This is a genomic window from Psychromicrobium ferritrahens (assembly GCF_043789415.1).
Classification (GTDB): Bacteria; Actinomycetota; Actinomycetes; order Actinomycetales; family Micrococcaceae; genus Renibacterium.
In genome coordinates this window covers 112,849-136,370 of sequence record NZ_JBDLLW010000002.1, presented here as the reverse complement: position 1 = coordinate 136,370, position 23,522 = coordinate 112,849, and the positions used below count along the sequence as shown (strand labels likewise).

20 protein-coding genes and 1 tRNA gene are annotated in these 23,522 nt (G+C 61.5%); 17 read left to right on the top strand and 4 right to left on the bottom strand.

What is annotated here, in order from left to right:
• Positions 1–5: 5 nt before the first annotated feature.
• On the bottom strand, positions 6–650 hold the full coding sequence (locus tag ABDK06_RS10320; RefSeq protein ID WP_394940943.1) for a TIGR03085 family metal-binding protein: 645 nt from the start codon (positions 648–650) through the stop codon (positions 6–8).
• A 112-nt stretch (positions 651–762) separates the two neighbouring features.
• On the opposite strand from ABDK06_RS10320, the gene hisI reads away from it, so the two are divergent.
• From hisI to pyk, 11 genes are all read left to right on the top strand, one after another.
• Positions 763–1,173: a phosphoribosyl-AMP cyclohydrolase gene (hisI, locus tag ABDK06_RS10315; RefSeq protein ID WP_394940942.1), complete on the top strand. Its 411-nt coding sequence runs from the start codon at positions 763–765 to the stop codon at positions 1,171–1,173.
• Between the two features lie 3 nt (positions 1,174–1,176).
• A complete protein-coding gene (locus tag ABDK06_RS10310; RefSeq protein ID WP_394940941.1) occupies positions 1,177–2,760 on the top strand; it encodes an anthranilate synthase component I in 1,584 nt (527 codons plus the stop codon).
• Complete coding sequence (locus ABDK06_RS10305) at positions 2,753–3,403, top strand: Trp biosynthesis-associated membrane protein (RefSeq protein WP_394940940.1); 651 nt, start codon at positions 2,753–2,755, stop codon at positions 3,401–3,403. The genes ABDK06_RS10310 and ABDK06_RS10305 overlap by 8 nt, the downstream gene beginning before the upstream one ends.
• On the top strand, positions 3,400–3,672 hold the full coding sequence (locus ABDK06_RS10300) for an HGxxPAAW family protein (RefSeq protein ID WP_394940939.1): 273 nt from the start codon (positions 3,400–3,402) through the stop codon (positions 3,670–3,672). Before ABDK06_RS10305 ends, ABDK06_RS10300 begins: the two co-directional genes overlap by 4 nt.
• Complete coding sequence (trpC, locus tag ABDK06_RS10295; protein ID WP_394940938.1) at positions 3,673–4,515, top strand: indole-3-glycerol phosphate synthase TrpC; 843 nt, start codon at positions 3,673–3,675, stop codon at positions 4,513–4,515.
• Positions 4,516–4,536: 21 nt separating this feature from the next.
• Positions 4,537–5,805 (top strand): tryptophan synthase subunit beta, encoded by a 1,269-nt coding sequence (trpB, locus tag ABDK06_RS10290; RefSeq protein WP_394940937.1) that lies wholly within the window; start codon positions 4,537–4,539, stop codon positions 5,803–5,805.
• On the top strand, positions 5,802–6,662 hold the full coding sequence (gene trpA, locus ABDK06_RS10285) for a tryptophan synthase subunit alpha (protein WP_394940936.1): 861 nt from the start codon (positions 5,802–5,804) through the stop codon (positions 6,660–6,662). The genes trpB and trpA overlap by 4 nt, the downstream gene beginning before the upstream one ends.
• On the top strand, positions 6,662–7,870 hold the full coding sequence (lgt, locus tag ABDK06_RS10280) for a prolipoprotein diacylglyceryl transferase (protein ID WP_394940935.1): 1,209 nt from the start codon (positions 6,662–6,664) through the stop codon (positions 7,868–7,870). Before trpA ends, lgt begins: the two co-directional genes overlap by 1 nt.
• Positions 7,871–8,008: 138 nt before the next feature.
• The gene (gene gltB / locus ABDK06_RS10275; RefSeq protein WP_394940934.1) at positions 8,009–12,682 is read left to right on the top strand and encodes a glutamate synthase large subunit; all 4,674 of its coding nucleotides are present in this window, start codon (positions 8,009–8,011) and stop codon (positions 12,680–12,682) included.
• Entirely contained in the window at positions 12,675–14,132 is a 1,458-nt protein-coding gene (locus tag ABDK06_RS10270) for a glutamate synthase subunit beta (protein WP_394940933.1), read from the top strand. Before gltB ends, ABDK06_RS10270 begins: the two co-directional genes overlap by 8 nt.
• 86 nt (positions 14,133–14,218) lie before the next feature.
• Complete coding sequence (pyk, locus tag ABDK06_RS10265) at positions 14,219–15,694, top strand: pyruvate kinase (protein WP_394940932.1); 1,476 nt, start codon at positions 14,219–14,221, stop codon at positions 15,692–15,694.
• A 157-nt stretch (positions 15,695–15,851) separates the two neighbouring features.
• On the opposite strand, the gene ABDK06_RS10260 is transcribed toward pyk, so the two are convergent.
• Positions 15,852–16,457 carry an ANTAR domain-containing response regulator gene (locus ABDK06_RS10260; protein WP_394940931.1) on the bottom strand — a complete coding sequence of 202 codons (606 nt, stop codon included), beginning with the start codon at positions 16,455–16,457 and terminating at the stop codon, positions 15,852–15,854.
• A gap of 123 nt (positions 16,458–16,580) precedes the next feature.
• Here ABDK06_RS10260 and ABDK06_RS10255 point away from each other — a divergent pair.
• The 6 genes from ABDK06_RS10255 to ABDK06_RS10230 all read left to right on the top strand — a co-directional run bounded on the left by ABDK06_RS10255 (position 16,581) and on the right by ABDK06_RS10230 (position 22,407).
• Positions 16,581–16,662 (top strand) — tRNA-Leu (locus ABDK06_RS10255).
• A gap of 176 nt (positions 16,663–16,838) precedes the next feature.
• Complete coding sequence (locus ABDK06_RS10250; protein WP_394940930.1) at positions 16,839–17,984, top strand: glycosyltransferase family 4 protein; 1,146 nt, start codon at positions 16,839–16,841, stop codon at positions 17,982–17,984.
• Positions 17,981–19,318, top strand: a complete 1,338-nt coding sequence (locus ABDK06_RS10245) for a UDP-glucose dehydrogenase family protein (RefSeq protein WP_394940929.1) — start codon at positions 17,981–17,983, stop codon at positions 19,316–19,318. The genes ABDK06_RS10250 and ABDK06_RS10245 overlap by 4 nt, the downstream gene beginning before the upstream one ends.
• A 338-nt stretch (positions 19,319–19,656) precedes the next feature.
• Positions 19,657–20,280, top strand: a complete 624-nt coding sequence (locus ABDK06_RS10240) for a PadR family transcriptional regulator (protein ID WP_394940928.1) — start codon at positions 19,657–19,659, stop codon at positions 20,278–20,280.
• Positions 20,280–21,830, top strand: coding sequence for a DHA2 family efflux MFS transporter permease subunit (locus ABDK06_RS10235; protein WP_394940927.1), 1,551 nt, complete (start codon positions 20,280–20,282; stop codon positions 21,828–21,830). Before ABDK06_RS10240 ends, ABDK06_RS10235 begins: the two co-directional genes overlap by 1 nt.
• Positions 21,831–21,870: 40 nt before the next feature.
• The gene (locus ABDK06_RS10230) at positions 21,871–22,407 is read left to right on the top strand and encodes a dihydrofolate reductase family protein (protein ID WP_394940926.1); all 537 of its coding nucleotides are present in this window, start codon (positions 21,871–21,873) and stop codon (positions 22,405–22,407) included.
• A gap of 58 nt (positions 22,408–22,465) precedes the next feature.
• Here ABDK06_RS10230 and ABDK06_RS10225 read toward each other — a convergent pair whose 3' ends face one another.
• Together ABDK06_RS10225 and ABDK06_RS10220 are read right to left on the bottom strand one after the other, a co-directional pair.
• Entirely contained in the window at positions 22,466–23,041 is a 576-nt protein-coding gene (locus ABDK06_RS10225) for a P-loop NTPase family protein (protein WP_394940925.1), read from the bottom strand.
• Positions 23,038–23,490, bottom strand: a complete 453-nt coding sequence (locus tag ABDK06_RS10220; RefSeq protein WP_394940924.1) for a hotdog fold thioesterase — start codon at positions 23,488–23,490, stop codon at positions 23,038–23,040. Before ABDK06_RS10220 ends, ABDK06_RS10225 begins: the two co-directional genes overlap by 4 nt.
• Positions 23,491–23,522 lie beyond the last annotated feature (32 nt).

Sequence of the window (23,522 nt, the reverse complement as noted above, 5' to 3'; positions counted from 1 at the left end):
GCCGCTCAGATTCCGACTTCGGCTGTTTTCAGCAGTGCCACCGCATCGGCTTGCCCTTCGAAGGTCACCAGAGCGTGATCTGTGCGGCCGAAGGCGTGCATCAGCAATTCACCCGGTGCGCCAACGATGGCTACCGAAACAGGAGCGCGCTTGGCGACGTGACGTGGGCCGGAGGGCTGCACCAGCACGATGCCCAGATCGACACCCCGGTAGAGCAGGGCTGCTCGTTTGATCAATTCATCCCAGAGAGCCTGTGAATACTCTTCATCCAAGGCGCGGGGGGCCCAGCGATCGGTGGCCCTGCGCACGTCTTCGGTGTGCACGAAGTACTCGATCAGATTAGCGCTCTCATCCACCGCTTTGATCCGCATCGGAGAAAGAGCGGGAGGGCCAGCACGAAACTGCTCAACCAATTTCGCATAGCCTTCGACAGTGGAGGCCTTGGCCGCCAGTTTACGGGTCGTGGTATCCGAAGCGCGGCTAAAAGCACGCAAGATCAATCCGAGCCCGACTCCGGCGTTCCGCTCGCGCAGATAGAGATGTGCGGCCAGTTCCTGGGTGCGCCAGCCAGCGCAGAGAGTATCCGCTCCTGGGCCGGCTGCGAGCAACGTTTCGGCGAGGACTTCTCGGGACGGATCTACGAAATGCATCACTTCGAAATTAGCATGATCTGAGCTTAAAAGAGCGATCCGAACCGCCGAGAATCTTCATCATCGGACTCGATTCCGCGGCATCGAGAGTTGAGGCAATAGACTTATTCGGATGCCCGCTCAACAGACTTCAGAAGATCAGCCGCTGCCCCCGGAAATTGCCGGACGGCTCAAGCGCGATGCCGCCGGCCTGATTGCTGCCATAGTGCAGCAGCACGACAGCAAAGAAGTGCTGATGCTCGGCTGGATGGATGACGAGGCGCTACGCCGCACCTTGACCACGGGGCGGGTCACCTTCTACTCCCGCTCTCGACAGGAGTACTGGCGTAAAGGCGACACCTCAGGGAACATCCAACTGGTGAAGTCCGTCGCCATCGATTGCGACGGCGATGCGCTTTTAGTGAGTGTTCATCAGCACGGCCCCGCCTGTCACACCGGAACCCACAGTTGTTTCGACGGGCGCATCCTGCCCGCCGTCGTGCTGGCCCAAGAACTAGTTCAAGAAATAGCCCAGGAAAGCTGAAGAATGAAGGAAAGTAGCGCTGCCTCGCTGGGGCAGATCAGCCCCAGCCTGCAGGAATTCCGTGAGCTGGCGAAGCAGCACCGAGTGATTCCGGTGACTCTGCGCCTGCTCGCTGACTCGCACACCCCGATCGGCCTGTACCGGATCCTGGCGGATGGCGCCCCGGGCACCTTTCTGATGGAGTCAGCGGCACCCGGCGGCGTCTGGTCGCAGCATTCCTTCATCGGGGTGCGCTCTCGGGCCACTCTGACCAGCAAAGCGGGAGAAGCACACTGGATCGGTGAACCGCCGAAGGGTGTTCCCACCGAGGGCAATCCGGTCGAGGCTCTGGCCCGTACCGTGGAGTTGCTGCGCACTGACCGCTTCGAGGGGCTGCCGCCGTTCAGCTCCGGAATGGTCGGTTTCCTGGGCTGGGAATCGGTGCGTCACTGGGAATCGCTGCCTCATCCGCCACAGGACGATCTTCAGCTGCCCGAGCTGGCGATGAACCTGGTGAGTGATATGGCGGTCCATGACAATACCGACGGCAGCGTCCTGCTGATCGCTAATGCGATCAACTTCGACGGCAGCGACGAACGAGTCGATGAGGCCTGGCATGACGCGGTGAGCCGGGTGACCAGCATGCTCGAGGCGATAGCAGCCCCCGCCGCGCAGCAGGTGAGTGCCCTCGCTACGCCCAGTGGCGCAGAGCAACCTGGCGACTACCGTCAGGCTGTCCGGGAGCGCTGGGACGAAGCCGAATATCTTGCCGCGATCAAACTCGGCAAAGAGGCGATTGTGGACGGCGAGGTCTTCCAGGTCGTGGTGTCGCGGCGTTTCGAGCTGGATAATGCGGCGGACCCGCTGGATGTCTATCGGTTGCTGCGGGCCTCCAACCCGAGCCCCTATATGTACCTCTACAGCTTTGTCGATCCCGACGGGGCGGACTACGCCATCGTGGGCTCCTCACCGGAAGCGCTCGTCACGGTGACCGGGGACGAGGTCATCACGCATCCTATCGCCGGTTCGCGGCCGCGCGGCAAAACCGTGGAAGCCGATCAGGCGCTGGCGGAAGATCTGCTGGCCGATCAGAAGGAGCGAGCCGAGCACCTGATGCTGGTCGATCTGGCCCGGAATGACATCTCCAAAGTCTGCCTGCCCGGCAGTGTGGACGTCACGCAGTTCATGGAGGTCGAGCGGTTCAGCCACATCATGCACTTGGTCTCCACCGTGGTGGGCACCCTGGCTCCCGGCAAAACCGCCTACGACACTTTGGCTGCCACCTTCCCCGCAGGGACTCTCTCCGGTGCACCGAAGCCTCGCGCCATGCGCCTGCTCGATGAACTGGAGCCTCACCGCCGCGGGCTCTACGGCGGTGTGGTGGGCTATCTTGATTTCGCCGGGAATATGGATACCGCGATCACCATCAGAACGGCATTGCTGCGTCAGGGGGTCGCCTACGTGCAAGCTGGTGGCGGCATCGTGGCTGATTCCCAGGATGAAGCCGAGGCTCAGGAGACCGTGAATAAGGCAGCAGCGCCGCTGCGAGCCGTCTACTTGGCCCAGCAGCTACGGGCGCTGAACTCTGGAGCGGATCTGGATGGTTGAGGCTTCAGTGAAGACTCCGTTCTACCGTAAGAAGAGCATTCTGATCCTGAGCGCTCTGCTGCTGGCAGTCGCGATTCTGGGCACCACCACTCAGAGCTGGTTGCACACCGCCGTTGATCAGGGCGCCGTCAAGGTTGGCGATATCGCGGTTCAGGGATCCAAGGCCGCTACCGCGGTGACCGCCTTCGCTGTGGTGGCCATCGCCGCTTCGCTGGCCGCCTCGATCTCCGGCAGAGTCATCAGGATCATTGCGGGCTGCGTGATCCTGCTGGCCGCCCTGGGTATCGACATTGCCATTATCGCCGTGCTGGTGAACCCGCAGGCTGCCGCCTCCGGACCGGTGGGCGCGCAAATCGGGTTGACCGGAATCCCGCTCAATGCGAGCGTCACGGTCATGGTGTGGGTCGCCCTGGCAGCCGGCGTGCTGCTGCTGATCAGTGCTCTGGCGATCTTGTTCCTCGGCTCACGCTGGGCTGGCAGCAGGAAATACGACAAGTACCAGAAGCCGGCCTCCTCGGCGTCGGCGGCTGGTGAGCCGCTCGACGATATTGACAGCTGGGACCGGCTGAGCCGTGGCGAGGATCCGACATCTGGCACAATAGAAGATAGTTCAGAACATCAAAGTACTCAGGAGAAGTCATGAGCCCCAAGACCGTCAACCGCGAAGCTTCTGTGAGCCCCGATGAGGTCGCGCACGCAGCTGACGGACATGGAAACAGCCCCGCTGCCTGGACCTGCGTTTTGGTCATGCTCGCCGGTGCCCTGCTCTCCTCGATTGCTTTTGTCATCGCGAGCACTCCATTGTTCATCGCGGGCCTGGTCGTGATGGTCGTCGGCCTGATCCTCGGCTTGGTGTTGCGCGCTGCTGGTTACGGCGTAGGTGGCTCCAAGATCAAGAACTCGGGTCACTGAGTGCCGGATCCAACGATCTCCGGCACTGTCCTCGACGAGATCATCCAAGGAGTCAGAGAGGATCTCGCGGTCCGGCTCGAAGAAACTCCGCTAGCCCAGGTCAAAGCCGCGGCAGAGCGCCGGAAGCCTGCGATGAACGCCTTGCCGGCTTTGCAGGCAGCGGGGCTTTCGGTGATCGCCGAGGTGAAGAGGCGCAGCCCATCCAAGGGGGATCTGGCGAGTATCACCGATCCGGCTGCCCTGGCTCGCAGCTATGCCGAAGGCGGGGCCGCAGTGATCAGTGTGCTCACTGAGCAGCGCCGCTTTGCCGGCTCGCTGGCCGATCTGGACGCCGTGCGCGCCGCCGTCGACATCCCGGTGCTGCGCAAGGACTTCACCGTCGATGCCTATCAGATCTGGGAGGCTCGCGCTCACGGAGCCGACTTGGTGCTGCTGATCGTCGCCGCGCTGACCGATCAGGAACTCCGCGAATTCCTCGAGCTGACCGAATCGCTCGGTATGAACGCCCTGGTGGAGACGCACACCGCGGAAGAAGTCCGGCGGGCGCTGGCGATCGGTGCGAAGATCCTCGGAGTCAATGTACGCAATCTGAAAACCTTGGACGTCGATCGACAGGTATTCGCCGATTTAGCCGCTGAACTGCCTTCCATTGCTTCTGGGCGCGACGATCTGACCGAAAGCCTGGTCCTAGTGGCGGAATCAGGAGTTCGTGACGCCGCGGATGTCGCCCGATATGCCGCCGCAGGAGCCACCGCCGTGCTGGTGGGCGAGGCTCTGGTCAGCGATTCGACTCCGGCCCAGCGAATTGCCGAGTTCCGCTCGGCAGCAGTCAACGCTCTCTGACATTCGATCGAAGGATTACTCATGGTCAGCAATTCACCGCGTGCTTCACTCAAACATGCTTCCGGGCCGTACTTCGGTGATTTCGGGGGCCGCTGGATGCCGGAATCGCTGATCGCCGCCCTCGATCAACTGGAAGATACCTTTGAGAAGGCCAAGGTCGATCCGGAGTTTCTGGCTCAGATCACCCGATTGAACAAGAATTATTCCGGCCGTCCCTCCCTGCTCACCGAAGCGGAGAGGTTCTCTCAGCACGCCGGTGGCGCCAGGATCTTCCTCAAGCGCGAGGACCTCAACCACACCGGATCGCACAAGATCAACAACGTGCTGGGCCAGGCCCTGCTCGCCCAGCGGATGGGCAAGACCAGGATCATCGCGGAGACCGGAGCGGGCCAGCACGGGGTGGCCAGCGCCACCGCTGCTGCACTGCTCGGGCTGGAATGCGTCGTCTACATGGGGGCCGAGGACTGCCGCAGGCAGTCCCTGAACGTGGCCCGGATGCAGTTGCTCGGCGCCACCGTGGTGCCAGTGACCCACGGTTCCCAGACCCTCAAAGACGCCATTAACGAAGCTTTGCGGGACTGGGTGGCGAATGTGGACACCACTCACTATCTGCTCGGTACCGCGGCGGGAGCTCATCCCTTTCCGGCCCTGGTGCGTTTCTTCCACGAGGTGATCGGCGAAGAGGCCAGGGAACAGATTCTGGAACAAGCCGGAAGGTTGCCCGATGCGGTCTGCGCCTGCATCGGCGGCGGCTCCAACGCGATCGGCATCTTCCACGGCTTCCTGGATGATCCGGAAGTCAAGATCTACGGCTTCGAGGCCGGGGGAGACGGGGTGGAAACCGGCAGGCACGCGGCAACCATCACGCTCGGCAAGCCCGGAGTGCTGCACGGTGCACGTTCCTATCTGATGCAGGATGACGATGGCCAGACCATTGAGTCGCATTCCATTTCGGCGGGACTGGACTACCCGGGAGTCGGTCCGGAGCATTCCTATCTGGCGGATATCGGCCGGGTCAGTTATGAACCGGTGACCGATACCGAGGCGATGGATGCCTTCGCTTTGCTCTGCCGTACCGAAGGAATCATCCCCGCTATCGAATCCGCGCATGCCTTGGCCGGTGCGATCAGGATCGGCAAACGGCTCACCGAAGGCGTCGCTGATCCTCGCCAGGTGATCGTGCTGGTGAATCTCTCCGGGCGCGGGGATAAGGACGTCGGCACCGCGGCAGAATGGTTTAAGCTCGGGAAACTCGATCTGGGCCACGTCGATCTGGGAGAGACGAAATGAGTGTCAGCCTGCCCCCCTTAGCCGATGCTCCTCAACTGCCGAGCAAGGCGGCTGCCGCCATCGACAAGGCGAAAGCCGCGGGCCGGGCAGCGCTCATCGGCTATCTGCCAGCGGGCTACCCCGATGTGCAGTCCACCATCGACGCCGGAATCGCCATGGCGCGCAATGGTGCGGATTTGATCGAGATCGGCATCCCCTATTCCGATCCGGTGATGGATGGCCCGGTGATTCAGGCGGCCACTACAGAAGCTTTGGCCTCAGGATTCCGAGTGGCCAGCGTTTTCGACGTCGTCGCCGGGATCACCGCGCAGACCGATGCCGCCGTGCTGGTGATGACTTACTGGAATCCGGTGGTGCAAATGGGAGTCCGTGAATTTTCGCGGCGACTCGCCGAAGCCGGGGGAGCGGGACTGATCACCCCCGACCTGATTCCGGATGAGGCCACAGAGTGGATCGCAGCTTCCGACGAGTTCGGATTGGACCGGGTGTTCCTGGTGGCGCCGTCCTCGAGTCCCGAACGACTGGCCCGCACCGTGGCGGCTAGCCGTGGCTTCGTCTATGCGGTCTCCATTATGGGAGTCACCGGGGCGCGGCAGAACGTCTCCTCGAGTGCGGAACGCCTGGTGGCGGCGACTCGGCAGGCCGGAGCCGCACGGGTCTGCGTCGGGCTGGGCGTGAGCCACGCCGGGCACGTGCGTGAGATCGCGGCCTATGCGGATGGGGTTATTGTTGGCACTGCGCTGGTTGCCGCGATCCGCGATGGCGGAGTCCCCGCGGTGGCAGCGCTGACCGAAGAACTGAGTGCCGGTACTCTGCTCACCGCAGAGGCCAATGCGCATCAACAGGAAGGCCACTAGTGAGCACACTGCAGGCAGCCGGGGCATTGCCGGCAAGTATTCCGAGCCCGAGCTGGTCTGGGTTCTCCATTCCGCTGCCGTGGGGCGCTCTGACGATTCACGCCTATGCGCTCGCCATCCTGCTCGGTATCATCGCGGCTCTGTGGCTCACCAGCGTCCGCTGGAACCGACGGAATCCTCCCGCCGGTTCACTGTGGGATATTGCGATCTGGGCGATTCCTTTCGGCATCATCGGTGGTCGGCTCTATCACGTCTTTAGCTCTCCGAAAGCGTATTTTGGTGAGAACTTCAGCGGTGGCGGGGATCCCTGGAAGATCCTGCGGATCTGGGAAGGCGGTCTGGGTATCTGGGGCGCTGTCGTGCTCGGGGTGGTGGGTGCCTGGATCGGTTGTCGCCGCGCCGGGGTGAAGCTCAGCGCGCTGCTCGACGCCGCGGCTCCTGGCCTGCTGCTGGCCCAGGCGATCGGCCGCTGGGGTAATTATTTCAACCAGGAGCTCTTCGGCGGGCCGACCACCCTGCCCTGGGGTCTGCAGGTCGATCCGAACAGCCCGAATTTTCCAGCTGGTTACGCCGCGGACACCCTCTTTCACCCTACTTTCCTCTACGAGTCCCTGTGGAACCTGCTGGGCGTAGCGATTCTGCTGTTGCTCGACCGGCGCTTCCACTTCCGCCGTGGACGGCTGTTCTGGCTCTACGCCATCTACTACACCTTGGGCCGGGTATGGATCGAGGCTCTGCGGATCGATGACGCCGAGCAGATCACCTTCTTCGGAATCACCACCAGGCTGAATGTCTGGACCTCGATTCTGGTCTTCCTCGCGGCCCTGATCATCTTCCTGGTCCTGAGTTTTGTCGGCCGGAAGAACGATCCGGTGCGCAGCGTGATGCTCCCCGGTCGAGAGGCAACCGGTGAACCGGAGGGTTCAGAAGAGTCATTGGCCGCGGTCACCGAGCCCGCCTCGATCGGCGAAGAAGCTGCTTCGCCTGAAGCTCCGACGAAGAGCGAGCCAGCTGCGGATGAAGGATCAGTGGTTTCCGAAAGCCCGCAAGGTGAGGCCAGCCAGCAAGATGTCCACCATGTGGACACCTTGTCTCAAGATGCGGCCAAGGAATCTTCACATGGTAATCTGCCGAATAACCCTTCGGAGGTGCAAACCAGCGCCGAGTCCGAAGCTGAAACGCAGGGCGGAAAGACCGATAAGCCCTGAGTCGCTGTGCCGCGCATCAACGGCACGCAGCGAAAAGAACTTCATGCCGGGCGAGAATCTCTCGCCCGAGGGGCCAGTGTTGTCCCCCTAGTCACGGCCAGTTTGGCTGTGCGCTCACTGACGGGGAAGGACTCAGCTATGACGCACCATCTTTCCGCAGCAGCTATGCTCGCGGCTGAACAGCCTGATGCCCGGAACACCCGCGTTCCCGGATCAACGGTTCAGTCACCCTTCACTCGGTTCGCCGGGCTCCCAGAGGCGAGCGGGCTCTACCATCCTGAGGACGAGAAAGATGCCTGCGGCCTGGCGATCATCGCCACCTTGCGGGGCGTAGCGGGGCACGACATCGTTGATGCAGCGCTGACCGCATTGCGCGCGCTCGAGCATCGTGGCGCCGTCGGTGCGGACGAGGGAAGCGGTGACGGCGCGGGGCTGCTCACCCAGATCCCTGATGAGTTCTTCCGGGCGGTAAGCGATTTTGAGTTGCCCGCGGCAGGAAGCTACGTGGTCGGCACCGCCTTCTTGCCGGTTCAGGACGGCGAAGCTCAGGTGGCGATCGAAGGCCTGGAATCGTTGGCTCGAGAAGAGGGCCTACGGGTCCTTGGCTGGCGCAATGTCCCGGTGGTAGCTGATCTGGTCGGTTCGATGGCTCGCGCCTCTATGCCGCGTTTCATGCAGCTCTTCCTGGCGCTCCCGGAGGAAGCGGCAGAGGCGCTCTCCGCCGAGGAGCTACCGATGGCCCTGGATTCCAGGGCGTACCGGATCCGTAAGCGTGCGCAGAACAAATTAGGGGTGTACTTCCCTTCGCTCTCCAGCCGGACCATCGTCTACAAGGGCATGCTCTCCACTGCTCAGCTGGAGCCCTTCTACCCGGATCTCTCGGATAGCCGGTTCAAAACCAAACTCGGCATTGTGCACTCCCGATTCTCCACCAATACCTTCCCGTCGTGGCCGCTGGCCCAGCCCTTCCGCACCATCGCCCACAATGGCGAGATCAATACCGTGAAGGGCAACCGGAACTGGATGCGGGCCCGGCAGTCGACGCTGGCTAGCCCTCTGCTGGGGGAGCACCCCGAAGAGCTCTTCCCGATTTGCACCCCCGGCGCCTCCGACTCGGCGTCCTTCGATGAAGTGGCCGAATTGCTCTGGCTCTCCGGCCGGCCGATCACTCAGGCCATTATGATGATGATCCCGGAGGCCTGGGAGAACCACGCCACGATGGACCCTGCCCGGCGGGCTTTCTATGAGTATCATTCACTGCTGATGGAGCCCTGGGACGGCCCCGCCGCTGTCTCCTTCACCGATGGGGCCCTGGTTGGGGCGACGCTGGATCGCAATGGCCTGCGCCCCGGCCGTTACTGGGTCACCGAGGATGGCCTGGTGGTCTTCGCCTCCGAGGTCGGCGTGATCGACATCGAACCGGCCAAGGTGGTCAAGAAGGGCCGCGTCTCACCCGGGAAGATGTTCCTGGTGGACACCGACGCCGGGCGGATCGTGGCCGACGAGGAAATCAAAGCCGAGCTGGCTGCCGCTGAACCGTGGGCGGAATGGCTGGAACAGAACCTGATCAGTCTCAAGGACCTGCCCGAACGCGAACACGTGGTGCATACCTCTGCTTCGGTGAACCTGCGGCAGCGCACCTTCGGTTACACCCAGGAAGAGCTTCGCATCCTGTTGGGGCCGATGGCACGGACCGGGGCCGAGCCGCTGGGTGCGATGGGCTCAGATACTCCGATCGCGGTGCTCTCCAACCGGCCACGGCTGCTCTTCGATTACTTCGTGCAATCCTTTGCTCAGGTGACGAATCCACCGCTGGACGCGATCCGCGAAGAGCTCGTCACCTCCTTGCGCACGGCGATCGGCCCGAACGGCAATCTGCTAGCCACCAGTCAAGTGCGTCAGCCTCAGGTCTCTGTCGAGTTCCCGGTGATCAACAACGATGAACTGGCGAAAATCGCGAATATCGAATCCCCGGAGGGCGACCGGCTGGCGATCAAGGTCCGCGGGCTGTACCGCGTGGCCGGAGGCGAAGCGGCGCTGCGCGCCAGGCTCACCGAGATCTGCGAACAGGTTTCCGGCGCGATCAACCGCGGCGTGCAGTATCTGGTGCTCTCTGATCGTGAATCGAACGCTCAGTGGGCGCCGATTCCCTCGTTGCTGCTGATCAGTGCCGTGCACCACCACTTACTGCGCAGCGCGAACCGCACTAAGACCGCTCTCGTGGTGGAGGCCGGAGATGTGCGCGAGGTGCATCACGTCGCTTTGCTGATCGGCTACGGCGCGGCCGCGGTGAATCCGTATCTGGCGATGGAAAGCGTCGAGGAACTGATCAGGACCAACGATATTCCGGGGGTGACCCCGGAACAGGGCGTCTATAACCTGATCAAGGGCCTTGGTAAAGGCGTGCTCAAAATCATGTCCAAAATGGGCATCTCCACGGTTGCTTCATATTGCGGAGCGCAGACCTTCGAGGCGCTCGGGCTTTCGCAGGATCTGGTGGATGAGTTCTTCGCGGGCACCCGCAGCCAGCTGAGCGGCATCGGCTTGGAAGTGATCGCCGCTGAGGTGGCAGCCCGGCACGCCATGGCTTACCCGGAGGACGGCGTGGAACAGGCTCACCGGCCGCTGTTGGGCGGCGGGGAGTACCAGTGGCGCCGTGAGGGAGAACCGCACCTGTTCAACCCGGACACCGTCTTTCGTTTGCAGCATGCGACTCGTGAGCGCCGCTACGACATTTTCAAGAACTACACCAAGGCAGTGGACGATCAATCAGCCAATCTGATGACCCTGCGTGGTCTGCTGCAGTTCAAGGAAGGCGCCCGCCCACCGGTCTCCATCGACGAGGTGGAGCCGGTCTCTGAGATCGTTAAACGGTTCTCCACCGGTGCGATGAGCTATGGCTCCATCTCTAAAGAAGCTCACGAGACCCTCGCCATCGCGATGAATCAGCTAGGCGCCAAGTCCAATACCGGGGAAGGCGGGGAGGACGTCGACCGCTTGCTCGACCCGCGTCGCCGTTCGGCGATCAAACAGGTCGCCTCTGGCCGGTTCGGAGTGACCTCGCTGTATCTGACGAACGCCGAGGATATCCAGATCAAAATGGCCCAGGGTGCCAAGCCCGGCGAAGGCGGCCAGCTGATGGCCCAGAAGGTCTACCCCTGGATCGCTGCCACCCGGCATTCCACCCCGGGAGTGGGGCTGATCTCGCCGCCCCCGCATCACGATATCTACTCCATCGAGGACCTGGCTCAGCTGATCTACGATCTCAAGCGTGCCAACCCCGAAGCTCGGGTGCACGTCAAGCTGGTCTCCGAGGTGGGAATCGGCACCGTGGCGGCCGGGGTCACCAAGGCCAAGGCCGACGTCGTGCTGGTTTCCGGGCACGACGGCGGAACCGGTGCCAGCCCGCTCAACTCGCTCAAGCACGCGGGTGCGCCCTGGGAGCTCGGCTTGGCCGAGACCCAGCAGACCCTGATTCTCAACGGCCTGCGCGACCGCGTGGTGGTTCAAGTCGACGGGCAGCTCAAGACCGGTCGAGATGTCGTCGTCGCCGCCCTGCTCGGTGCGGAGGAATACGGCTTTGCCACCGCACCGCTGGTGGTCTCAGGCTGCGTCATGATGCGGGTCTGTCACCTGGATACCTGCCCGGTCGGGGTGGCCACCCAGAACCCTGAACTGCGCGCCAGGTTCACCGGAAAACCGGAATTTGTGGTCAACTTCTTCGAGTTCCTAGCTCAGGAAGTGCGTGAGATCCTGGCGGAACTCGGGTTCCGAAGTCTGCAAGAAGCGATCGGGCACGCCGATGCTCTGGATATTCAGAAGGCGGTCGATCACTGGAAGACCGATGGGCTGAACCTGGCACCGATTCTGCAGAACCAGGGCTTCGACGCCGAAGTTCCGCTGCGGAACCTGGTCCCGCAGCACCACGAACTGGATAAGCACTTCGATCAGCAACTGGTGACCATGGCCGCTGAAGCGCTGGCCGACCGCAGCCCGGTGAAGATCAGCGTGGCGGTGGTGAATACCGATCGCTCGGTGGGCACCATGCTGGGCCACGAGGTGACTAAGCGGTTCGGCGTCGAGACCCTCGGCACCGATACCATCGATGTCACGCTGACCGGTCAAGCCGGCCAGTCCTTGGGGGCCTTTCTGCCCGCTGGCATCACCCTGCGGCTCTTCGGCGACTCCAATGACTACGTTGGCAAGGGCCTCTCCGGTGGCCGGATTATCGTCCGCCCGGAGCGCAGTAACGTCTTCGTCGCCGAGGAGAATGTGATCGCTGGAAACGTCATCGGCTACGGGGCGACCAGCGGCGAGATCTTCCTGCGCGGTCAAGTCGGTGAGCGCTTTTTGGTGCGCAACTCCGGGGCCACCGCGGTGGCTGAAGGCATTGGCGATCACGGCTGCGAGTACATGACCGGCGGACGCGCGCTGATCCTGGGCCGCACCGGAAGGAATTTCGGCGCCGGGATGTCCGGCGGAGTGGCCTATGTGCTCGATCTGCGGCACAGCCGGGTGAACAAACAAGCCCTGGACTCCGGAGAACTGCAACTGCACGAACTGGATCAGGAAGACTTCGAGTTCATCGTGGACTTGCTGCGCCGCCATCAAGAAGAGACCGGATCAGCCCAAGCCACCCGGTTGCTCGAGGAGTTCAAAAGCGACCCGGAGCTCACCACCGCCCGCTTTACCAAGGTGCTGCCCCGGGACTACGCGGCTGTGCTGAACGCCAGGAAGCAGGCTACCGAAGAGGGCCTCGATCCGGATGGCGATGTGGTGTGGAAACGGATCTTGGAGGTGACAGGTGGCTAATCCACGAGGTTTCTTGGACGTCCGCAACCGGCAGACCCAGCCCAGGCGCCCCGTTCCGGTGCGCATCATGGACTGGAAAGAGGTCTACGAAGCGCAGGAAAAAGGCGTGCTGAAATCGCAGGCCGGTCGCTGCATGGACTGCGGAGTGCCGTTCTGCCATCAGGGCTGCCCGCTGGGTAACCTGATCCCGGAGTGGAACGACCTGGTGCGCCGGGACAAGGGCGAAGAGGCTATTGAACGGCTGCACGCCACCAATAACTTTCCCGAATTCACCGGTCGGCTCTGCCCGGCTCCCTGTGAGTCCTCCTGTGTGCTCGGCATCAACCAGCCCGCGGTGACCATCAAGCAAGTCGAAGTGTCGATCATCGACGAAGCCTTTGATAACGATTGGGTCAAACCGCTGCCACCGGCCCGGTTGACCGGGCGTACGGTCGCGGTGGTGGGCTCCGGCCCCGCCGGGCTCGCGGCCGCACAGCAGCTGACCCGGGTCGGCCACACCGTTGCGGTGTACGAGCGAGATGACCGGATCGGCGGCCTGCTGCGCTATGGAATCCCCGATTTCAAGATGGAAAAAGAGCATCTGGACCGTCGTCTGGAGCAGATGCGCGCCGAGGGCACCAGGTTCCGGACCGGCGTGGAGATCGGCAAGGATGTCTCCTGGGAGCAATTACGACGTCGTTACGACACCGTGCTGATCGCCACCGGTGCCACCGTGCCGCGTGATCTGCCGATTCCGGGCCGTGAGCTCTCGGGGGTGCACTTCGCGATGGACTATCTGGTGCAGGCCAATAGGGTGGTGGCCGGAGACGCTGTCGAGAACCAGATCGACGCCCAGGGAAAGCACGTGATCATCCTGGGTGGCGGCGATACCGGTGCGGATTGCCTGGGCACCGCGCACCGCCAGCAGGCTGCGTCCGTGACCACGCTGGCGATCGGTCAGCAGCCTCCCGCGGAACGCCCCGCGCACCAGCCGTGGCCGATGTTCCCCACGCTGTTCGAGGTGGCGAGCGCCCACGAAGAGGGCGGCGAACGTACCTACCTCGCTTCGACCGTGGAATTCATCGGCAAAGACGGTGTGCTCACCGGGCTGAGAATCGCCGAAACCGAGTATGTCGATGGCAAACGACTGCCTAAGCCGGGCACCGAACGGGAAATTCCCGCGGACTTGGTGTTCCTGTCCCTCGGCTTCACTGGACCGGAGACCGTTCAGCTCAGCGAGCAACTGGACACCGAACTGGATGCCCGGGGCAATGTGGTGCGCGACGGCTATTACATGACGAATACCGAAGGCGTCTTCGTGGCTGGCGACGCCGGTCGTGGGCAATCGCTGATCGTCTGGGCGATCGCGGAGGGCCGGGCGAGCGCCGCCGCGGTGGATAAGTACCTCAGCGGTTCCACCATCCTGCCCGCACCGGTGGCCCCCAGCGATGTTGCAATTGCGCCGTTATAAGCAAAATAAGCAAAGATTCACCAAAGATTCACTGTAGTAATGACTCAGCACACGCGAGCCCCGATGGCTCAGACTAGGGTAGGTATATGAGACGCGCAAAAATCGTTGCAACTTTTGGGCCGGCAATCGCTGGCTTTGAGCAGGCCTTGGCCGTGCTCGAGGCTGGGGTTGACGTCGCCCGAATGAATATGAGCCACGGCGACTACACCGTGCACAATGAAACCTATGAGAACGTCCGCAAGGCTGCCGGGCAACTGGGGAAGCCAGTGGCGATCATGGCGGATCTGCAAGGGCCGAAGATCAGGCTGGGTCGCTTCGTCGACGGGCCCTATGCACTCGCTCCGGGAGATGTCTTCACCATCACCACCGAGGATGTGCCCGGAAACAAGGACATCTGCTCCACCACGCTGAAAAGCCTCACCGAGGACGTCAAAGTAGGCGACCTGCTGCTCATCGACGACGGCAAGGTCTCACTGCGGGCCACTGCGGTGGATAACGTGAAGGTGGTCACCGAAGTCGTAGTGGGAGGCATGGTCTCCAATAACAAGGGAATCAACCTGCCCGGCGTCGCGGTCAACGTGCCAGCGCTCAGTGAGAAGGACGAAGCCGATCTGCGCTGGGCCCTGGGCCGCGGCGTCGATCTGGTGGCGCTCTCCTTCGTGCGGGACGCCATCGACATCAAGCGAGTCCACGAGATCATGGACGAGGAAGGTCGCCGGGTGCCGGTGATCGCCAAGATCGAGAAACCTCAGGCGGTGGCGAACCTGCCCGAGATCATCGACGCCTTCGACGCCATTATGGTCGCTCGTGGCGATCTCGGCGTCGAACTGCCTCTTGAAGAGGTGCCGATCGTGCAGAAGCGCGCCATCGAGCTGGCCCGCCGCTGGGCTAAGCCGGTGATTGTGGCCACTCAGGTGCTGGAATCCATGATCGAGAACCCGCGGCCGACCCGTGCCGAGGCCTCTGACTGCGCCAACGCAGTGCTCGACGGCGCCGACGCCGTGATGCTCTCGGGCGAGACCAGCGTTGGCAAGTACCCGATCGAGACGGTCCGCACGATGGCCCGGATCATTGAGTCCACCGAGGAGCACGGCCTGGAGCGGGTTCCCGCACTGGGCACCGATCCGAAGACCCGCGGCGGGGCGATCACCCGCGCGGCCGTGGTGATCGCCGATCAGCTCAATGCGAAGTACGTCTGCGCCTTCACCCAGTCCGGTGATTCCGCTCGCAGGCTCTCCCGGCTCCGCCCGACCAAGCCCGTGGTGGCCTTCACCCCGGATGAGCGGGTCTGGAACCAGCTGTCGCTGACTTGGGGTATCCAGCCGATGATGGTGCCGATGGTGCACCACACCGACGAGATGACCGAGCAGGTGGACAACGCCTTGCTGGAGCGCGGCCTGGTCGAGCTGGACGACGTCGTGGTGATCGCCGCTGGTTCGCCTCCCGGGCAAGCCGGTTCGACGAATTCGCTCAAGGTGCACAAGGTGGGGGATCTCGCTGATTTCTCCGCCGATGGCCGCAGCAACCGGGAAAAAGTAGGACCCTGGCCGACGGCTAACTAGCCACAAACAGTGAAAGGGGCACCAGGTTTTCCTGGTGCCCCTGCCTGTTTAATCCACGGCGATTCTTGAACCCTGGCCCACTGAATCCGGCTTTCAGTGGGCCAAACTTATTCCTGCCCACTGAAAGGCGGATACCCTGGGGAGGGGTGCCGGGCTGTTAATTCACCTGGCTGATAATGGTTTCGGCTACTTCCTTCATGCTGAGCCGGCGGTCCATTGAGGTCTTCTGGATCCAGCGGAACGCCTCAGGTTCTGTGAGGCCCATTTTGGTGGTCAGCAGGGATTTTGCCCGCTCGACCAATTTGCGGGTCTCAAAACGCTCCTGAAGGTCCGTCACCTCGGCTTCCAGGGTTTTGATCTCCTCGTGCCGAGAGAGCGCAATCTCAATCGCCGGAATCAGGTCTGCCGGGGTGAAGGGCTTGACCACGTAGGCCATGGCTCCGGCGTCACGAGCTCGCTCAACCAGTTCTTTCTGGCTGAAGGCGGTCAGCAGGACCACCGGGGCGATGCGTTCCTTGACGATTTTCTCAGCAGCGCTGATGCCATCCATCACCGGCATTTTGACGTCCATCAACACCAGGTCGGGATTCAGTTCCCGGGCCAGCTCAACGGCTTTCTCACCGTTATCGGCTTCACCCACCACGTCGTAACCCTCGCCGCGGAGGATCTCGATGATGTCCAAACGGATCAAGGTTTCGTCCTCAGCCACGATGACACGCCGGGCGACGGCGCTGGAAGCTGATGATTCTGTGGTTTCTGACACTGGAACTCCTTGAACTGCGGACTGACTTTTCATGAATTAGCCTATCGGCATGTAGAGTAGATTCTCGCATGCGAAGGAATTCCTGAGGTTTAAACTGGAATAACTTTTCGTGTCACTGTGCTCGCCCGAGTGGCGGAATTGGCAGACGCGCTGCACTCAAAATGCAGTATCGAAAGGTGTGTGGGTTCGAGTCCCACCTCGGGCACAGGGCCCAGCGGCTGGTTCGGAACATGACGTTCTGAACCAGCCGCTTCTTTTTAAGGCGTCGAAGACCGCTGTCCGAAGCTTCCGGGCCTGGGTTCACCTGATCTTCAACTGCCGTCCGTCTGACCGCCGTGTCGAAGTTGCCAAAAATCTGCCCGGCTTGTTGACAGTGGTGGTGTGAAGGTCGCAATCGTTGCTGAATCTTTCTTGCCGTTGATGAACGGCGTCACTCACTCACTGCTGAAAATTCTGCAATTCCTGGCTCGGCGTGGTGACGAAGTGCTGGTCATCGCACCCTCAGCAGGGCAGGATGCACCCACCGACGTGGAAGGTGCACACGTGCGGCGCTTGCCTTCTGTGCCATTGACGGGTTACCGAAATGTGCGACTCGCGCTGGGCGGAGTCAGCCGGGTGCGGACCATTTTGAGTGATTTCCAACCAGATGTGGTGCATCTAGCCTCGCCGTTCATCCTGGGCTGGCGTGCCGCGCAGGCGGCTGAACAGCTTGGATTGCCCACCGTGGCTGTTTACCAGACGGATGTGCCCGGCTACGCAGCAAAGTACGGCGTCCCCATGCTTGAGAATTGGGCTTGGCAGCGCGTGGAGAACATCCACCTGGCTGCCACCAGAACCTTAGCGCCGTCCAGCCACGCAGTAGCTGCTTTACGCGGCCACGGAATTCCGCGAGTGCAGCTGTGGCCCCGAGGAGTCGACGCCGAACGCTTCCACCCCGGTAAACGCAGCACCGCATTCCGCCAAAGCGTGGCACCTCGTGGTGAACGAATCATCGGCTATGTCGGCAGGCTGGCTCTGGAGAAACAGCTCGAAGATCTTACGGCGATCTCCTCGATTCCAGGCACCACATTGGTGATCGTCGGCGAGGGTCCGCAGCGTCAGAATCTGGGAATGCGCTTACCGCAAGCGCATTTCACCGGCTTCCTGGACGGAGAAGAGCTAGCCGCCGCCGTCGCAAGCTTCGATCTGTTCGTGCATCCCGGGGAACTCGAGACTTTCTGCCAGACCATTCAAGAGGCCATGGCCTCCGGAGTGCCGGTGGTGGCCACCGGGCGCGGCGGGCCTGTCGATCTGGTGGAATCCTCACGCACCGGCTGGCTGTACCCGCCGGGGGATCTCGAGCAGTTCAGAACCCACGTCCTCGATCTGATCGGCGACGACGCCAAACGCGAAGCCTTCGGGCTGGCAGCTTTCTCCCGGGTTCAAGGCCGGAGCTGGGACGCCGTGTGCGAACGGCTGATGAAGCACTACGAAGAAGCCATCGCCGACCGGTCGATGGTCACTGCCGGATGGAAAGGCGCACGATGAAGATCTCAGTGATCGGCTGCGGTTATCTCGGAGCAGTACACGCTGCGACGCTGGCCTCTTTTGGCCATCAGGTCATCGGCATCGACAATGATCAGCGCAAAATAGACCATCTGCGCCGGGGTTTCGCGCCCTTCTATGAAGCGGGCCTCGAACCCTTGATCAAAGAGGCCACAGCCCGCGGGAATCTACGGTTTTCCGATGATTTCTCCGCCCTGGCGGACGCCGAAGTGCACTTCCTTTGCGTGGGTACACCGCAGTCCAAAACCAGTAACGACGCCGACCTGACCGCGCTGCTCTCGGCCGTGGAAAGCGTGCATCAGTATTTGCGCCCAGGAGCTGTTCTAGTCGGGAAGTCCACGGTTCCGGTGGGCACCGCGGCTGCGGTGGCTGAGGCCATCGCCGGGACCGGGGCGGCCCTGGCCTGGAACCCCGAGTTCCTTCGACAGGGTTCGGCAGTGCAGGATTCATTGCACCCCGATCGGTTGATCTTCGGTATTGAGCCAGGACCTCAAGCTGCCGCCCTACAGCGCGTCCTGGATCAGGTCTATGCCCCGCTTCTTGAGGCAGAGGTGCCGAGGCTGGTGACCAATTTGCCCACCGCAGAGCTGATCAAGGTGGCTGCGAACGCCTTTTTGGCACTCAAGCTCTCCTATATCAACGCGGTGGGAGAGTTCTGCGAAGCCACCGGAGCGGATGTCACGGAATTAGCCGAAGCGCTAGGGCTCGACGAAAGAATCGGCGGCAAATACTTACACGCCGGCGCTGGGTTCGGTGGTGGCTGTCTGCCCAAAGACCTTCGTTCCTTCCGGGCTCAAGCTCAGCGTCATGGCATCGAAGCCATCGACGAACTGATGTCCCTGGTGGATGGCATCAATGCGGATGCCAGGTACCGAATCGCCGAAGCGGCGAGGGAGCTCTGCCAGGACAAGCTGGCTGGTCGTCGGATCACTATCCTGGGGGCGTCCTTTAAACCGAAGACGGACGACACTCGGGATTCGCCCGCGCTTGAGGTGGCGATGCAATTAGCTACCCAGGGCGCGAAAGTCGTTGTGACAGACCCCGAAGCGGTCAACCAGGCCTGGCTGCAGTATCCGCAATTGCGCTTTGAAACTGAGTGCTCCACGGCATTACAGGGCGCTGAACTGGTGATCCTGATGACCGAATGGGATCAGTATCGTTCGCTCGATCCCTCGGAAGTTGCGGGCCTCGTGGGCAGGAAGGTCGTCTTGGACGGCCGGAATGCTCTTGACGCCGAAAGCTGGCGAGCCAGCGGCTGGACTTATCGGGCGGTCGGGATAGCTCGCCGGGCACCGCTCAAGCTCGACGTCGTCTGAATTTTTCCCAAACCTCAGGCGGTAACTCACCGCTAGGGCGGTTTCACGCTGCGAGAGTTCTCTGATGGCCGGGTTGTCCTGCTTTCCGGGCTTTTCCTGCTTTTTTGTGGCGGGGTCCTGGGTGGATCCGCATTCTCAGCTCCCGCTCAGATGGCGGTGAGGACTGCTGCTGGTTCGACCATTCTTCAGCCATGCCGGCACCCTAAATCAACGCTGCACTGAGACTCTGATCACATTTTCCGAATGGACTATTCCAATTGGAATATTTCAGCTAAGATAATCAATGTTGAATGTTTATGAGCTTGTTCCGTAAAAGAAAACCCAGCTGAGGAGGGTCGATGGCCGAAGAAATCACTCCCATAGGAGCCGCTGTGTTGGGCCTTCTGATGGAACGGAATATGCATCCGTACGAGATGTACCAAACCTTGATCGAACGTCGCGAAGACAGATTGATGAAAATTCGGCCAGGATCCCTCTATCATGCGGTGGATCGATTACTGGGCCAGGGGCTGATCGAGCAGCAAGGTGTTGAACGCGAAGGCAATCGTCCGGAGCGAACGAATTATTCGATCAAGCCCGGTGGCTACCAAGCGCTGCGTCAACACCTCAGCGGTCTATTGCGCGAAGTGGTCGTGGAATATCCGGCTTTTCGCCAGGGCGTCGCAGAAGCGCACAATTTGCCCAAAGACGAAGTGATTGAGCTGTTAGGCGAAAGAAAAGCCAAGCTCAAAGCTGAGATCGAGGAACTCACCGAGACCTGTGCGAAGTTCACCGCACAAGAACTCAACAGGGCGCTATGGCTCGATTTCGGGTACCAGCTGAATATTTTGCAGGCCCAGATGAGCTGGATCAGCAGGACTCTGATCGAGCTGGAAAACGGCGAGTTGCCCTGGACCCACTATTCGCGGCTGATGGCCAAGCATCCACAACTCACTATTGACAAAATTACTAAGGAACTCTGATGAAAGAACACGCAAGAGCGTGGCCAGCGCTATGGTCGATGGTCATTGGCTTCTTCATGATCCTGGTCGATTCGACCATTGTCTCGGTAGCCACTCCCGCGATCATGGACGGCTTGAACGCTGGCATTAACCAGGTGGTCTGGGTGACCAGCGCCTATTTGCTGGCCTACGCTGTACCCCTTTTGATCACCGGACGCTTAGGCGACCGATTCGGGACGAAGAACCTCTATTTGACCGGACTGGCGGTTTTCACCGCGGCGTCGGCGTGGTGCGGTTTATCCGGCAGCGTTGAAGTACTCATTGTGGCCCGGGTGGTACAGGGACTGGGTGCCGCTTTGATGACGCCGCAGACCATGGCGGTGATCACCAGGGTTTTCCCACCGGAACGCCGTGGTGCAGCTATGGGGCTCTGGGGCTCGGTGGCCGGCGTAGCGACGCTGGTTGGCCCGGTTCTGGGTGGTGTGCTGGTGGACTCTCTGGGCTGGGAATGGATCTTCTATATCAACGTCCCGGTCGGCGTCATTGGTTTTATTCTGGCGGCTCGATTGGTTCCCAAACTTCCTACCAGCTCGCACCGCTTTGACTGGCTGGGCGTGATACTTAGCGCGGCTGGAATGTTCTGCATAGTTTTCGGCCTGCAAGAGGGCGGGAGCTATAACTGGGGCACCATCGTCGGCCCGATCAGCGTCTGGTCGCTCATTATCGGAGGCATTGTATTGTTGGTGGCCTTTGTCGCCTGGCAGTACTTCAATAAGGCCGAGCCGCTGCTGCCGCTCAAGCTCTTCAAAGACCGCAACTTCTCGCTCGCGAATGTTGCGATCATGTCGATGGGCTTCGCCATCGCCGCCATGATCTTGCCCTTGATGCTCTATGCCCAGAATGTGCGCTCGCTGACTCCTACCGAAGCGGCCCTGCTGATGGTCCCGATGGCAGTGATCTCGGGCGGTCTCGCTCCGCTGGTCGGTAAGTTATTGCCTAAGGTGAATCCGCGGTACTTCGCGATGACAGGCTTCGCGATTCTTTCCATCGGGCTGTTCTGGCTCGGTTCGATACTGACCTCTGATGTGCCGATTTGGCAATTGTTGATGCCGATCTCGCTCTTCGGGTTCGCTAGTGCTGGAATTTGGGCTCCGGTATCGATGACGGCGACCAGGAACCTCGCTCCGGCGCAAGCCGGTGCCGGAGCCGGTGTCTATAACTCCACGAGGCAGATCGGGGCGGTGCTGGGTTCGGCCGCTATCGCCACTCTCATGACGGCGCGACTGTCGGCTAATTTGCCAGTGGCACATGCCGGCGCCGCCGCTGCTGGAGGGGAGACCGGGCCGCTTCCAGAATTCTTGCACTCAGCCTATGCCACCTCGATGGGGCAGTCGCTCTTCTTGCCGGCAATCTTGATTCTGGTGGGATTCGTCGCTGCGACCTTCTTCGCCAAGCCGAAGAAGACATCCTGGCACGCTGTGGGACAGCAAGCGCCTCTTCCGGAAGACGCAACGCAGGCTCCTGAGGTCTCAGAGCAGACCGAACGACCCGTGGTGCGGGTTACCGAGTAGCTGGTCCCAAACTGTCAGAGCCAGTAGATAACCTTTCCTGATGGGAAAGGTTATCTACTACTCTGCGGTCTCCATCGACGGTTTCATCGCCACCGAAGAACACGGTCTCGACTGGTTGTTCTCGCTGACCGGATTCACCGAGCACGAGCGGCTCTATGCCGAGTTCTACAGCGGAATCGGTGCCCTGGTGATGGGTGCTGAGACCTACCGGTTCCTGCTCGATCAGGGGGAGGAATGGCCGTATCAAGACCTGCCGTGCTGGGTCTTCAGCCATTCCGAATTACCTCGGATCAAGGGAGCTGAAAATGTGCTATTCGTTCACGATGACGTGTCTAAAGTGCACAGCCAAGCGGTGAGCGCGGCGGGGGAGCAGGACGTCTGGATGGTTGGCGGCGGGAATCTGGCCGCGCAGTTCCACGAAGCGGGTTTGCTCAATGAGCTGTACCTCAGCGTGGTGCCTTTCGTACTCGGCTCGGGGAAGCGCCTATTACCCATTTCAACTGCCACGTCGCAGCTTGAGCTGCTCTCACAGCGCGCCTTTGGCGGCGGAGTGCTGGAGCTTCGTTATGCGCTGTAGCGGGCCGTTCGAAGCTGTCTCCGGCTCGTCTGCCAGATGATTCCGGCTGAAACACGGTTCAGCGAGAGACCTCGGTCAAAGAGGCCAGCCAGCGATCTTTTTCCCCGGGATGAGAGAAGAGAATTGCCCTCGGTGCGCTGGGGTCGGCCGCCGCTTGAGCGGCAAAATCCCGCATCGTCCGACGTTTCTGGCTGAAGCTTCTAAAGTGCCAAACCAGTATGGAATCCTTGGAGAATGTTTGGCGGAGCGTTTCTACGTTACCGTTGCAGATCGGTTCGCGTTCGATAACTCGTCGAGCAGTTCGCCGAACCAACTGAATCAAAGTGCGGGCCCGAGAATAGTCCAGTCCGATGATCAGCTCGGTTCGAGGCACTACCACGTCCCGGAATTTACCGTAGACCGAATCCAGGATCCAGGACTCCTCAGCGGCTAACGCAGCAGCCAAACGACGCTGTTCTTCAGGGGGACGCTCTTGCCAATTTGGCAGCCAGCCAATTTCCTCATCCACTAAGTGCGGTGCAATACCCGTGAGGGTTCCCAGTTGCAGAGCCAGGGTCGATTTCCCCGAACCGGTCACGCCATAGATCAGCACCCGCTGTGCGCCACCCGGCAGAGAAGCAGCGGGCGAGCTCATTCCGTTGTGTCTCGACGGCGAATCAGATTCGTGATCCGAGCGGTGGAGAGCCGCCGTCCTTCTTCATCGGTCATCACCACTTCATGAGTGGTCAGCGTGCGGCCCAGATGAATGGCCGTGCAAGTGCCGGTAACCAGACCCGAGGATACCGAACGGTGATGGGTGGCACTGATCTCAATGCCGAGAGCCTGTCCGTCTCTGCCTGCATGAATTCCGGCGGCGAAAGAACCCAGGGTCTCAGCCAGCACCAGATGCGCGCCGCCGTGCAGAATCCCCGCCACCTGGGTGTTGCCTTCCACCGGCATGGTGCCGACCATTCGCTCCGCGCTGAGCTCTAAAAACCTGATTCCCAGCTTCACCGTCAGACGGCCGACTCCGTGCCGATTGAGCATTTGCTGCAGCGCCGGAGGGATCCCGGCATCGATAAGTTCCTGTGTGTAATCGGTCATGAACCTAGGCTGGCACGGCTTGCCCTAAGATA